Origin of the sequence: Xanthomonas chitinilytica, assembly GCF_026107455.2 — a bacterium.
In the GTDB taxonomy this organism is placed as follows: Bacteria; Pseudomonadota; Gammaproteobacteria; order Xanthomonadales; family Xanthomonadaceae; genus Stenotrophomonas; species Stenotrophomonas chitinilytica.
This window is the reverse complement of record NZ_JAPCHY010000003.1, coordinates 65,109-77,302: the sequence shown is the minus strand read 5'-3', so window position 1 is coordinate 77,302 and position 12,194 is coordinate 65,109. Positions and strand designations below refer to the sequence as shown.

Annotated in this window: 12 protein-coding genes; 6 read left to right on the top strand and 6 right to left on the bottom strand. The window is 67.8% G+C overall.

Annotated elements, in window-relative coordinates; all coding sequences use genetic code 11:
- The first annotated feature begins 1 nt into the window (after position 1).
- The 5 genes from OK345_RS04300 to OK345_RS04275 all read left to right on the top strand — a co-directional run bounded on the left by OK345_RS04300 (position 2) and on the right by OK345_RS04275 (position 5,917).
- On the top strand, positions 2–1,306 hold the full coding sequence (locus OK345_RS04300; RefSeq protein WP_265126690.1) for an ABC transporter permease: 1,305 nt from the start codon (positions 2–4) through the stop codon (positions 1,304–1,306).
- Between the two features lie 98 nt (positions 1,307–1,404).
- The gene (locus OK345_RS04295; protein ID WP_265126689.1) at positions 1,405–2,631 is read left to right on the top strand and encodes an ABC transporter permease; all 1,227 of its coding nucleotides are present in this window, start codon (positions 1,405–1,407) and stop codon (positions 2,629–2,631) included.
- 43 nt (positions 2,632–2,674) lie between these two features.
- Entirely contained in the window at positions 2,675–3,172 is a 498-nt protein-coding gene (locus OK345_RS04290) for a nuclear transport factor 2 family protein (RefSeq protein WP_265126688.1), read from the top strand.
- Positions 3,173–3,236: 64 nt separating this feature from the next.
- Positions 3,237–4,577 (top strand): sigma-54-dependent transcriptional regulator, encoded by a 1,341-nt coding sequence (locus OK345_RS04285; protein WP_265126687.1) that lies wholly within the window; start codon positions 3,237–3,239, stop codon positions 4,575–4,577.
- A complete protein-coding gene (locus OK345_RS04275) occupies positions 4,574–5,917 on the top strand; it encodes a sensor histidine kinase (RefSeq protein ID WP_306332088.1) in 1,344 nt (447 codons plus the stop codon). Before OK345_RS04285 ends, OK345_RS04275 begins: the two co-directional genes overlap by 4 nt.
- Before the next feature lie 16 nt (positions 5,918–5,933).
- Here OK345_RS04275 and OK345_RS04270 read toward each other — a convergent pair whose 3' ends face one another.
- From OK345_RS04270 to glmU, 3 genes are read right to left on the bottom strand one after another with little or no spacing between them, the layout of a single operon-like run.
- Complete coding sequence (locus OK345_RS04270; protein ID WP_265126686.1) at positions 5,934–6,458, bottom strand: GNAT family N-acetyltransferase; 525 nt, start codon at positions 6,456–6,458, stop codon at positions 5,934–5,936.
- A 21-nt stretch (positions 6,459–6,479) separates the two neighbouring features.
- The gene (locus tag OK345_RS04265) at positions 6,480–6,950 is read right to left on the bottom strand and encodes a hypothetical protein (protein ID WP_265126685.1); all 471 of its coding nucleotides are present in this window, start codon (positions 6,948–6,950) and stop codon (positions 6,480–6,482) included.
- 26 nt (positions 6,951–6,976) lie between these two features.
- Positions 6,977–8,347 carry a bifunctional UDP-N-acetylglucosamine diphosphorylase/glucosamine-1-phosphate N-acetyltransferase GlmU gene (gene glmU / locus OK345_RS04260; RefSeq protein WP_265126683.1) on the bottom strand — a complete coding sequence of 457 codons (1,371 nt, stop codon included), beginning with the start codon at positions 8,345–8,347 and terminating at the stop codon, positions 6,977–6,979.
- Positions 8,348–8,433: 86 nt separating this feature from the next.
- Between glmU and OK345_RS04255 the strand changes: the two genes are divergently transcribed.
- Positions 8,434–8,817 carry a GtrA family protein gene (locus tag OK345_RS04255; protein ID WP_265126682.1) on the top strand — a complete coding sequence of 128 codons (384 nt, stop codon included), beginning with the start codon at positions 8,434–8,436 and terminating at the stop codon, positions 8,815–8,817.
- Positions 8,818–9,277: 460 nt separating this feature from the next.
- Here OK345_RS04255 and OK345_RS04250 read toward each other — a convergent pair whose 3' ends face one another.
- The 3 genes from OK345_RS04250 to atpG all read right to left on the bottom strand — a co-directional run bounded on the left by OK345_RS04250 (position 9,278) and on the right by atpG (position 12,108).
- Entirely contained in the window at positions 9,278–9,700 is a 423-nt protein-coding gene (locus OK345_RS04250) for a F0F1 ATP synthase subunit epsilon (protein ID WP_265126681.1), read from the bottom strand.
- Positions 9,701–9,799: 99 nt separating this feature from the next.
- Positions 9,800–11,206 (bottom strand): F0F1 ATP synthase subunit beta, encoded by a 1,407-nt coding sequence (gene atpD, locus OK345_RS04245; RefSeq protein WP_265126680.1) that lies wholly within the window; start codon positions 11,204–11,206, stop codon positions 9,800–9,802.
- Between the two features lie 38 nt (positions 11,207–11,244).
- The gene (gene atpG, locus OK345_RS04240; RefSeq protein WP_265126679.1) at positions 11,245–12,108 is read right to left on the bottom strand and encodes a F0F1 ATP synthase subunit gamma; all 864 of its coding nucleotides are present in this window, start codon (positions 12,106–12,108) and stop codon (positions 11,245–11,247) included.
- Between the last annotated feature and the right edge of the window lie 86 nt (positions 12,109–12,194).

Below are 12,194 nucleotides of genomic sequence, written 5' to 3'. Positions count from 1 at the left end.
CATGTTCACCTACTACTTCAAACTGGCCCTGCGCAGCTTCCGCCGCAACAAGGTGCTCACCGCGCTGATGGTGCTGGCCATCGCCCTGGGCATCGGCGCGGCGATGACCACGCTCACCGTGTTCAAGGTGCTCTCCGGCGACCCCATCCCGCACAAGAGCGAACGCCTGTTCTACGTGCAGCTCGACCCCGGCATGCGCGAAGGCTACCAACCCGGCGAGGAGCCGGAGGGGCAGCTGACCCGCTTCGACGCCGAAGAGCTGCTGCGGCAGAAGAAGGCGCCGCGGCAGGCGATGATGACCGGCGGCGGCGGCATCGTCGATCCGCGGGTGGATGCGCTCAAGCCGTTCAGCGTCGGCATGCGCTATACCTCGGCCGATTTCTTCCCGATGTTCGACACGCCGTTTCTGCATGGCCAAGGCTGGAACGCGGCCGAGGACGAAGGCCATGCGCGGGTGGCGGTGATCAGCCGCAACCTCAACGACAAGCTGTTCAAGGGCGCCAACAGTGTCGGCAAGGAAGTACTGGTCGAAGGCCACGCACTGCGCATCGTCGGCGTGCTCGACGCCTGGAAGCCGCAACCGTTGTTCTACGATCTGTATGTCGGCCGCTACGATCGCCGGGAGGAGGTGTTCGTGCCGTTCTCCACCTCGCGCGACCTGAACCTTGACCGCAGCGGCAACATGAACTGCTTTGGCCGCGAGGTCATCAACGACAACATGGCCTTGAACGTACCCTGTGCATGGATCCAGTACTGGGTGGAATTGGATTCGGCCGGCGACGCGGCCACCTTCAAGACCTACCTGGACAACTACTCCGACCAGCAACGCGCCGCCGGCCGTTTCGAGCGCCCGGCCAACACCCGCCTGCGCAACGTGATGCAGCTGCTGGAGTTCCGCAATGTGGTGCCGGGCGACGTGCGCCTGCAGATGTGGCTGGCGTTCGGCTTCCTGCTGGTGTGCCTGGTCAACACCGTGGGCCTGCTGCTGGCCAAGTTCCTGCGCCGCAGCGGCGAGATCGGCGTGCGCCGTGCGCTCGGCGCCAGCCGCATGGAGATCTTCAAGCAGTGTCTGGTCGAAGCCGGAACGATTGGTTTGGCCGGCGGCCTGCTCGGCCTGCTGTTCGCGCTGGGCGGGTTGTGGGCGGTGCGCCAACGCCCGGCCGACTACGCCGCGCTGGCGCACCTGGACGGCTCGATGCTGCTGCTGACCTTCGCCATGGCCATCGCCGCCAGTCTGCTGGCCGGCGTGCTGCCGGCATGGCGGGCGATGCAGGTGACGCCGGCACTGCAACTCAAGAGCCAATAACAAGGCTGGAACAACTGGAGGAGTACCGGGCAGGTGCAAGCCAGCTCTCTCCGCCCACTTCCCACTCCTCGTTTTTTCTTCCGCTCCCGGAGAACCCCATGGAAATCCGCCCCATCCTCTCCACGCTGTCGCGCCACAAGACCGCAGCGGCGCTGATCGTGCTGGAAATCGCGCTGAGCTGCGCGATCATCTGCAACGCGCTGTTCATTGTCTCCCAGCGCATGGAAACGCTGACCATGGCCAGCGGCGTCGATGACGAACGCCTGCTCGAGATCGGCCTGAGCGGCATCGGCCAGCAGACCAACGCCGACGCCCGCACCGCCGAAGACCTGGCCGTGCTGCGCGCCATCCCCGGCGCTGAACACGTGGCCGTCACCAACCAGTTGCCGTTCCAGAACGGCAGTTGGAACACTTCGCTCGCGCTCAGCGCCGAGCAGGAAGTCCCCACGCTCAACGCCGCCCAGTACTTCACCAGCGAAGGCACACTGGCGACGCTGGGGTTGAAGCTGGTCGCGGGCCGCGACTTCAATGCCAACGAATACATCAGCAACGACGTGCTGCGGTCGTCTTTGGACATCCTCAACACCTTCACCCCAACCATCATTCTCAGCAAGCCGGCGGCGGACAAGCTGTTCCCCGACGGCAATGCGGTCGGCAAGACCGTCTATATGGCCAACATCCCGCTGACCATCGTGGGCGTGGTGGAAACACTGGTACGCCCGAACATGCAGGGCAACAACCGCACCTACTCGGTGCTGCTGCCCGTCCGCATGAACTTCGCCAACGGCGGCCGCTACGTCATCCGCGTCACCGACCCGGCGCGTCGCGACGAGGTACTGGAACATGCGCTGGCCGCGCTGGACAAGAACGATCCCAACCGCCTGGTATGGCGCAAGCTCAGCTTCGAACAGGGGCGCGCCGAATTCTTTGCCAACGACCGCGACATGGTCGGCCTGCTGCTGATGGTGTGCGGCCTGCTGCTGCTCGTCACCGCGCTGGGCATCGTCGGCCTGGCCAGCTTCTGGGTGCAGCAGCGCACCAAGCAGATCGGCATCCGCCGCGCGCTGGGCGCGACCAAGGGCCAGATCCTGCGCTACTTCCAGACCGAGAACTTCCTGCTGGCGACGATCGGCATCGTGCTCGGCATGCTGCTGGCCTACCTGCTGAACCAGTGGCTGATGGGGCGCTACGAGCTGCCGCGGCTGCCGCTGCTGTACCTGCCGCTCGGCGCCGCCGCGCTGTGGCTGCTGGGCCAGGTTGCGGTGTTCGGCCCGGCCCGGCGCGCGGCGGCGATCGCGCCGGCGGTGGCGACCCGCAGTACCTGAGCCTCCTTACCGTTCGCCAACGCACCTGCCAGGAAACCTTGCGATGAAGGCCCTCCCGCTGCTCCTGCTCGTCCCGCTGTCGCTGTCGTGTCCGGCCGCACTGGCGGAAGACTCGGGCGATGGCAGCCTGCATGCCGCCATCGCCGCCCTCGACCATGAGGTCTTCGACAGCTTCAACCGCTGTTCCGACCCGGCGCAGTTGCAAAAGCACGCCGGCTACTTCGATCCGGCGGTGGAGTTCTACCACGACACCGGCGGCGCGACCTGGACCCGCGACGCGATGCTGGCCAACACCCGGAAGCACGTCTGCGGCCGCTACACGCGGGAACTGGTGGGCGGCAGCCTGCAGGTGTTCCCGGTGAAGGACTTCGGCGCGATCTCGCAGGGCCGGCACCGTTTCTGCGACACGGCGACGGGAAAGTGCGAGGGACTGGCCGACTTCACCCTCGTCTGGCGCCAGCACGAAGGACATTGGACGATCACCCGCGTGCTGAGCTACGCCCATCGCCCGGTGGCGGCCGTCCGCGACGACCCGGCGTGACCGCCGCCTGCAAGCGCGGCGCGCTACGTGTAAGGTCTCCGCTTCCCAGCCTCCAAGGTCCACGATGTCCCAGATCCTCATCATCGACGACAACCCGGCCGTAGCCACCGCGCTGGACGTGCTGTTCTCGTTGCATGACATCGATACCTGCCACGCCAGCTCGCCCGAGCAGGGGTTGGCGATGCTGGACGAGCAGGCGTTCGAACTGGTGATCCAGGACATGAACTTCACCGCCGACACCACCTCCGGCGAGGAAGGCGAAACCCTGTTCCGGCAGATCCGCCAGCGCCACCCCGACCTGCCGGTGATCCTGCTCACCGCCTGGACCCACCTGGGCAGCGCGGTGGAGCTGGTCAAGGCCGGAGCCGCCGACTACCTGGCCAAGCCATGGGAGGACGGCAAGCTGCTGACCACGGTCAACAACCTGCTGGAGCTGTCCGAGGCGCGGCGCGAACTCGACCGCCGCCGCGAACGCGAACTGCGCAACCGCGACACCCTGCGCCAGCGCTACGACCTGCGCGGCGCGGTGTTCGCCGATCCGGCCAGCGAGCGGGTGATCGCCCTGGCCTGCCAGGTCGCCCGTTCCGAATTGCCGGTGCTGATCACCGGCCCCAACGGCGCCGGCAAGGAAAAGATCGCCGAGATCATCCAGGCCAACTCCTCGGTGAAGAACGGCCCGTTCGTCGCACTCAACTGCGGTGCCATCCCGTCCGAACTGATCGAGGCCGAACTGTTCGGCGCCGACGCCGGTGCCTACACCGGCGCCAACAAGGCCCGCGAAGGCAAGTTCGAGGCGGCCGACGGCGGCACCCTGTTCCTGGACGAGATCGGCAACCTGTCGCTGGCCGGACAGATGAAGCTGCTGCGCGTGCTGGAGACCGGGCGCTTCGAACGGCTGGGCTCCAACCGCGAACGCCAGGTCAAGGTGCGGGTGATCAGCGCCACCAACGCCGACCTGGCGGCGATGATCCGCAACGGCCAGTTCCGCGAGGACCTCTACTACCGGCTCAACACCGTGGAGCTGGCGCTGCCGCCGCTGGGCGAGCGCCCCGGCGACGTGCTGCCGCTGGCCGAGCTGTTCCTGTCCGGCGACAAGCCGCTGTCCAGCCAGGCCGCGCACGCGCTGCAACGGCATGCCTGGCCGGGCAACGTGCGCGAACTGCGCAACGTGATCCAGCGCGCCGAGCTGCTGGCCACCGGCCCGCGCATCGAGGCGGCCGACCTCAACCTGCCGCGGGCGGCGCCTTCGCGAGCGCCGGCGACCGCGGCCGAACCCGACCGTGCGCATATCGAGACGGCGCTGGCGCGGGCGGGCGGCGTGATCGCGCAGGCGGCGGCCGAGCTCGGCCTGAGCCGCCAGGCGCTGTACCGACGCATGGACCGCTACGGCATCCCGCGCGAATGATGCGCATGTCCTTCACCTTCCGCCTGTTCCTGCGGTTGCTGCCGGTGCTGGCGCTGGCCGCGGCGGTACCGTGGCTGCTGGCCTACTGGATGGACCGCGGCTGGGTGGTGGTGACGGTGTCGGCGCTGTGCCTGCTGGCGCTGATGTGGTGGACCCTGCGCCGCGCCACCGCACCGGTGCGTTCGCTGCTGCGCGCGCTGGCCGGCACCACCAGCAGCTACCGCGACGGCGAGTACAACTTCGGCGTGTACTGGCCGGGCGACGACGAACTGGCCGCGCTGGTGAAGGCGCATGCCGAACTCGGCGACGTGCTGCGCGCCCAGCGGCAGGCGCTGGCGCAGCGCGAGCTGCTGTTCGACACCATGCTGCAGAACACCCCGGTGGCGATGCTGCTGGTGGCCGAAGGCGGCGACGGCATGGAACGGGTGGTGTTCTCCAACGTCGCCGCGCGCAAGCTGCTGCACGGTGGCTGGAAGCTGGAAGGCCAGCACATGCCGGACCTGCTGGAACAGATGCCGCAGGAGCTGCGCGACGCCATCGCCCGCGGCGGCGACAGCCTGTTCGCGGTGCGCGAAGAAGGCGACGACGAGGACGACGAGCAGGTCTACCACCTGGCGCGGCGCCGCTTCCATCTCAACGGCAAGCCGCAGCAGCTGCTGCTGATCCGCCTGCTCACCGCCGAGCTGCGGCGCCAGGAGGTGCAGACCTGGAAGAAGGTCATCCGCGTCATCAGCCACGAGCTCAACAACTCGCTGGCGCCGATCGCCTCGCTCGCCCATTCCGGCGCCGAGCTGGTGCGCCGCGGCAAGACCGAACGGCTGGGCGAGATCTTCGGCACCGTGGAGGATCGCGCCCGTCACCTGGAGGGCTTCATCCGCGGCTACGCGCGCTTCGCCAAGCTGCCGCAGCCGCAGCTGCAGACGGTGCAGTGGCAGCAGTTCCTCGCCGGCCTGCAGCACCAGATCCCGTTCCGCATGCAGCCGCCGCCGCCCGAGCTGTGCAGCCGCATCGACATCGCCCAGTTCGGGCAGGCGCTGCTCAACCTGCTGAAGAACGCGCACGAGGCCTGCGGCGAGGCGCAGCCGCCCAACGACGACGTGCAGGTGCGCATCGGCCGGGTGCCGAACTGGCTGCGGCTGGAGATCCTGGACCGCGGCCCCGGCATGAACGAATCGGTGCTGCAGAACGCGCTGATGCCGTTCTACTCGACCAAGCGCAACGGCACCGGCCTGGGCCTGGCGCTTACCCGCGAGATCGTGGAAGCCCATGGCGGCCGCATCTCGCTGCGCAACCGCAATGATGGCGGGCTGTGCGTGACCATCCTGCTACCGCAGGCGTGAGCCGCGTTCCGCGGCGCTAGAGCAGCGGCTTGCGCAGGGCGACCCGCAGCGCCATCGGGAATCCCAGCGCCCGCTCCTCGGCCATGGTCTGCCGCAGTCCCTCGCCCCATTGCGCCTCGCCCAGCTCGCGGAAGCCTTCGCTGGCGTAGAAGGGCGCATTCCACGGCACATCGCGCAGGGTGGTCAGCACGGCATGGCCGAAACCATGCCGGCGCGCCTGGGTGCAGGCATGGCGCAGCAACGCCCGGCCATGGCCGCGGCGCGCATGCGCAGGGTCCACGTCCATCTGCAGGACATGGAAATCGCCATCGAGCACGCCGCCCAGCAAATAGCCGGCCACCTCGCCGCCGGCAACGACGAGCCACAAGCGGCCAGCCGCCAGCCCTTCCTGCAGGCTGGCCAGCGGCAATGCATGCGCGGCGAATACCGCGTATGCCGGATGCCCCTGCAGCAGGTCGCCGGCGCGCTGCTCGATCTTCTGCAGCAGTGGCAGCTCGGCGACCGTCGGCGGCCGGATACAACGTGTGCGAGGGTTCGACATGCGCGAGGGGCCCGGGGCGGATCAGGCCCCGGCCCGGATCTCGGCAATGGCCGCCGCATAGGCGGCATCGCCCAGGCCCACCTGCGCCCAGACCAGCCGGCGCCCGCCGCCCTTCCGGTCGTACTGTTCGTCGGCATCCCACAGGGTGAATATCTGCCCGGGGAAGCAGTATTCGTGGTCGACGAAGCGATGCGCGCCGGTGCCGTCCACGGCCGCGACGACGGCGAAGAGTTCTTCCGCGCCCAGGGCGAAAACGTCCTGGCCGCGGAACCGCACGACGAACCGTTCGCTGCAGGAAACGCCGACGAAGCGCACCTGCTCGTCGGGACCGCACTCGACCTGGATCGTCGCTTCGCAGAAAAAATCCAGCGCGCCGCGCGAGGACTCGAGCGCGAACCCCGCTTCGGCCAACGCCGCGCGCATCGCCACGCGCGAACTACCCAAGCGCACCGGCCCGATGCCGTGCAACGGTTCCATCACGAACACCGGCACGGTCGCCGGCTCGCCGCCGCATCGGTTCACTGGCCGCCCTTGACTGGCCGTTTCCAGCCCTCGATCGCCTGCTGCCGCGAGCGCGCCACGCTCAGCTTGCCGGCCGGCGCGTTGCGGGTGATGACCGACCCGGCGGCGATGGTCGCGCCTTCGCCGATCTCCACCGGCGCCACCAGCGATGCGTTGGAGCCGATGAACGCCTTGTCGCCGATGATGGTCTGCGACTTGTTCACGCCGTCGTAGTTGCAGGTGATGGTGCCGGCGCCGATGTTGACGCCGCTGCCGATCACCGCATCGCCGAGGTAGGTCAGGTGGTTGGCCTTGCTGGCCACGCCCATCACCGTCTTCTTGGTCTCGACGAAGTTGCCGATGTGCACGCCGTCGGCCAGCACCGTGCCCGGCCGCAGCCGCGCGAACGGGCCGATCTGGGCCGCGCCCTCGGTCACCACGCCTTCCAGGTCGCTGTGCGCGCGCACTTCGGTGCCCGGCCCCAGCTTCACGTCCTTCAGCCGCACGAACGGGCCGATGCTGACCTCATCGCCCAGTTCCACCTCGCCCTCCAGCACCACGTCGACGTCGATCTGCACGTCGCGGCCGACCCGCACGCGACCGCGCTGGTCCACCCGTGCCGGGTCGAGCAGCCGCGCGCCCTGCTCGCACAGCGCGCGCGCCGCGCGCAGCTGCCAGGCGCGCTCCAGCTGCGCCAGCTGCCAGGGGTCATTGGCGCCTTCGGCCTCCTGTGGATCCTCGACCAGCGTCATCTCCGCCGGCGTGTACTCCGCCGCCGCCGCCGCGAACACATCGGTCAGGTAGTACTCGCCCTGCGCGTTGAGATTGGACAGCTGCGACAGCCAGCGCCGCAGCGCGGTGGATTCGGCGCTGATGATGCCGGTGTTGATGGTGCGGATCTGGCGCTGCTCGTCGTCGGCATCCTTCTGCTCGACGATGGCGGCGACCTTGCCCTCCGCATCGCGGACGATGCGACCGTAACCGGTGGGATCGGCCGGCTCGGCCACCAGCACGCCCAGCCTGCTGGAATCGCGCAGCAACCGCCGCAGGGTCTGCGCACGGATCAACGGCACGTCGCCGTACAGCACCAGCACCGTCGCAGCATCGGGCACCTCGGGCATCGCCTGCAGCACCGCATGCCCGGTCCCCAGCCGCTGCTGCTGTTCGGCCCAGCGCAGGTCCTGCTGGTCGGCGAACGCACTGCGCACCGCCTCGCCGCCGTGGCCATGGACCACGTGGATCGCCGCCGGCACCAGCTCGCGCGCGGCCTCGATCACGTGCGCCAGCATCGGCCGCCCCGCGATCGGTTGCAGCACCTTGGGCAGGGCGGATTTCATGCGCTTGCCCTCCCCCGCGGCAAGGACGACGACGTGCAAGGGCTGGGTCATGTTTCGTAGGCCTGGATGATCCGGTGGAACCGAATTCTATGCCCGCAACCGTTAGCATGGCGCCTTTCCGTCACGATGCGACATGCATGAGCCTCTTCCGCCAGGGCAGCCACTTCATCGTCATCGGCCTGCTGCAGCTGCTGCTGGACTGGGCGATCTTTGTCGCCGCCACTGCACTGGGCATGCCGGCCGCACCGGGCAACCTGCTCGGCCGCAGCTGCGGCGCGCTGCTGGGATTCTGGCTCAACGGCCGCATCACCTTCGCCGACGGCGGCCAACAGCGCCTGGGCTGGAAACGCTTCGGCCGTTTCCTCGCCCTGTGGCTGGCGATGACGGTGGTCAGCACCTGGCTGGTGGCGGCAGTCGCGCATGGCCTGGGCCTGCAGCTGGCATGGCTGGCCAAGCCGGTGGTGGAAGGAGGACTGGCGGCACTGTCGTTCTTCCTGTTGCGCCACGTCGTCTATCGCTGAGCGGTTGCCGCCTGCGGCTTTGGCGACGGCCGGATGCCTCCGTGGGAAAGAGCGCGCTCCGGCACGACTTGCCGGCGCCTGGAGAGGTCGCGACTGACGTCGCTCCTACAATCTGCAGGAGGCCGTTGCAGGAGCGACGTCAGTTGCGACCAATCGGGCAGTGGCCGCCTCGATGAATCCCCAGAAACGAAAGACGCCGGACGGGCCGACGTTCTTCGCATGCGCGCGGCAGGCGCGTCAGACACCCGGCATCCGCGGGAAAGAGCGCACTTCCGGCTCGACTTGCCGGCGCCTGGAGAGGTCGCGGCTGACGTCGCTCCTACAGCCTGCAGGAAGCCGTTGCAGGAGCGACGTCAGTCGCGACCGATGGGGCAGCGGCCGCCCCGATGAACCTCCCGAAACGAAAAAACGCCGGGCGGGCCGGCGTTCTTCGTGCGCGTGCGGCGAACCCGCCGCGCGCTCAGTGCTTGAGGTTCTTGCGCAGGCGCTCCAGCGCCTGCAGCTGCGCGGTGACTTCGGCCAGCTTGGCCTGCGCCTCGGCCACCTCCATCGCCTCGCCGCGGTTGGCCAGGATCCGCTCGGCTTCTTCCTTGGCCTTGCGCACCGACGCTTCGTCGATGTCCTGGGCGCGGATCGCGGTGTCGGCCAGCACCGTCACCACCTGCGGCTGCACCTCGAGGATGCCGCCGGAAATGGCGAAATCCAGGTGCTCGCCGTCCGGCGTGGTCACCACCACCTTGCCCGGCTTCAGGCGGGTGATCAGCGGCGCGTGCTTGGGCGCGATGCCCAGCTCGCCCAGCTCGCCGGTGGCCACGACCAGGGTCGCTTCGCCATGGAAGATTTCCTGCTCGGCGCTGACGATGTCGCAACGGATGGTGCTCATGGAACCTCTTGTCTGCCTTGTCCGCTCCTTCCGGGAATGGAAGGAGGCAGGATGTACGTCGCCTGGAGTTCCTCCCGCAAGCGGGAGGAACCGTCAGGATCAGGCCTTCTCGGCCATCTTCTTGGCCTTCTCGACCGCTTCCTCGATGCCGCCGACCATGTAGAACGCCTGCTCCGGCAGGTGGTCGTACTCGCCATCGACGATGGCCTTGAAGCCACGGATGGTGTCCTTCAGCGACACGTATTTGCCCGGCGAACCGGTGAACACTTCGGCCACGTGGAACGGCTGGCTGAAGAAGCGCTCGATCTTGCGCGCGCGCGACACGGCCTGCTTGTCTTCTTCCGACAGCTCGTCCATGCCGAGGATGGCGATGATGTCCTTCAGTTCCTTGTACTTCTGCAAGGTCGACTGGACGCGGCGGGCGGTGTCGTAGTGCTCGTTGCCGATCACCAGCGGATCCAGCTGGCGCGAGGTCGAGTCGAGCGGATCGACCGCCGGGTAGATGCCCAGCGAGGCGATGTTGCGGCTCAGCACGACGGTGGCGTCGAGGTGGGCGAAGGTGGTGGCCGGCGACGGGTCGGTCAGGTCGTCCGCGGGCACGTACACGGCCTGGATCGAGGTGATCGAACCGGTCTTGGTCGAGGTGATGCGCTCCTGCAGCACGCCCATTTCCTCGGCCAGGGTCGGCTGGTAGCCCACCGCCGACGGCATGCGGCCCAGCAGTGCCGACACTTCGGTACCGGCCAGCGTGTAGCGGTAGATGTTGTCGACGAACAGCAGCACGTCCTTGCCCTTGCCCGAGGCGTCCTTCTCGTCGCGGAAGTACTCGGCCATGGTCAGGCCGGTCAGCGCCACGCGCAGGCGGTTGCCCGGCGGCTCGTTCATCTGGCCGTAGACCATCGCCACCTTGTCCAGGACGTTGGAGTCCTTCATCTCGTGGTAGAAGTCGTTGCCCTCGCGGGTACGCTCGCCCACGCCGGCGAACACCGACAGGCCGCTGTGCGCCTTGGCGATGTTGTTGATCAGTTCCATCATGTTGACGGTCTTGCCGACGCCGGCGCCGCCGAACAGGCCGACCTTGCCGCCCTTGGCGAACGGGCACATCAGGTCGATCACCTTGATGCCGGTTTCCAGCAGCTCGTTGGCCGAGGACTGGTCCTCGTACGACGGTGCGGCGCGGTGGATTTCCCAGGTGTCCGACGCGGCGACCGGGCCGGCCTCGTCGATCGGGCGGCCGAGCACGTCCATGATGCGGCCCAGGGTGCCCGGGCCGACCGGCACCGAGATGGCGCGGCCGGTGTTGTTGGCCACCAGGTTGCGCTTCAGGCCGTCGGTGGAGCCGAGCGCGATGGTGCGCACGACGCCGTCGCCCAGCTGCTGCTGCACTTCCAGCGTGATCTCGGTGTTTTCCACCTTGAGCGCGTCGTACACCTTCGGCACCGACTCGCGCGGGAATTCGACGTCGACGACCGCGCCGATGATCTGAACGATCTTGCCCTGACTCATTGCTGCATCCTCTAATTGAATACTTCTGTTCGCGCGCGTCAGACTGCTGCCGCGCCGCCGACGATTTCGGAGATTTCCTGGGTGATCGCTGCCTGGCGGGCCTTGTTGTAGACCAGTTGCAGGGTGCCGATCAGCTTGTTGGCGTTGTCGCTGGCGGCCTTCATCGCCACCATGCGCGCCGCGTGCTCGGACGCCACGTTCTCCAGCACCGCCTGGTATACCAGCGACTCGATGTAGCGCGTCATCACGTGCTCGAGCACGGTCGCCGCATCGGGTTCGTACAGGTAGTCCCAGTCGTGGTGCGAGACCGGGGCGTCGGCTGCCGGCAACGGCAGCAGCTGGTCGAAGCTGGCCTTCTGCGTCATCGTGTTGATGAAGCGGTTGTAGACCAGGTACACGCGATCGACCTTGCCCGAGGTGAACGCATCCAGCATCACCTTGATCACGCCGATCAGCTGTTCCAGCTGCGGCAGGTCGCCGATGTGGGTGACGCTGCCGACCATGTCGACCTTGACCCGGCGGAAGAAGGTCGACGCCTTCTGGCCGATGGTCACCACGTCGATCTCGGCGCCCTGCTCCTGGTACTGGCGCACTTCGCCCAGCATCTTGCGGAACAGGTTGTTGTTCAGGCCGCCGGCCAGGCCGCGGTCGGACGACACCACGATGTAGCCGACCCGCTTGATCTGGTCGCGCTGCACCAGGAACGGGTGCTGGTAGTCGGTGCTGGCCTGGGCCAGGTGGCCGATCACCTGCTTCATCGCCTGCGCGTACGGGCGCGAGGTCTTCATCCGCTCCTGCGCCTTGCGGATCTTGGAGGCCGAGACCATCTCGAGCGCGCGCGTCACCTTGCGGGTGTTCTGCACGCTCTTGATCTTGGTTTTGATTTCGCGTCCGCCTGCCATCTCTTGTTTCCCGTGGCGCGGGGCTGATGCCCCGCGTTGTTCAACCGTTTGATCATCTGGTCCAGCGGAGCATGGCTCCGCTCTAC

Coding starts and splice junctions, on each gene's coding strand:
- atpG (WP_265126679.1), bottom strand. CDS start 12,108: ATGGCAGGCGGACGCGAAATCAAAACCAAGATCAAGAGCGTGCAGAAC.
- OK345_RS04290 (WP_265126688.1), top strand. CDS start 2,675: ATGAAGGCCCTCCCGCTGCTCCTGCTCGTCCCGCTGTCGCTGTCGTGT.
- OK345_RS04255 (WP_265126682.1), top strand. CDS start 8,434: ATGAGCCTCTTCCGCCAGGGCAGCCACTTCATCGTCATCGGCCTGCTG.
- OK345_RS04285 (WP_265126687.1), top strand. CDS start 3,237: ATGTCCCAGATCCTCATCATCGACGACAACCCGGCCGTAGCCACCGCG.
- glmU (WP_265126683.1), bottom strand. CDS start 8,347: ATGACCCAGCCCTTGCACGTCGTCGTCCTTGCCGCGGGGGAGGGCAAG.
- OK345_RS04275 (WP_306332088.1), top strand. CDS start 4,574: ATGATGCGCATGTCCTTCACCTTCCGCCTGTTCCTGCGGTTGCTGCCG.
- OK345_RS04295 (WP_265126689.1), top strand. CDS start 1,405: ATGGAAATCCGCCCCATCCTCTCCACGCTGTCGCGCCACAAGACCGCA.
- atpD (WP_265126680.1), bottom strand. CDS start 11,206: ATGAGTCAGGGCAAGATCGTTCAGATCATCGGCGCGGTCGTCGACGTC.
- OK345_RS04270 (WP_265126686.1), bottom strand. CDS start 6,458: ATGTCGAACCCTCGCACACGTTGTATCCGGCCGCCGACGGTCGCCGAG.
- OK345_RS04300 (WP_265126690.1), top strand. CDS start 2: ATGTTCACCTACTACTTCAAACTGGCCCTGCGCAGCTTCCGCCGCAAC.
- OK345_RS04250 (WP_265126681.1), bottom strand. CDS start 9,700: ATGAGCACCATCCGTTGCGACATCGTCAGCGCCGAGCAGGAAATCTTC.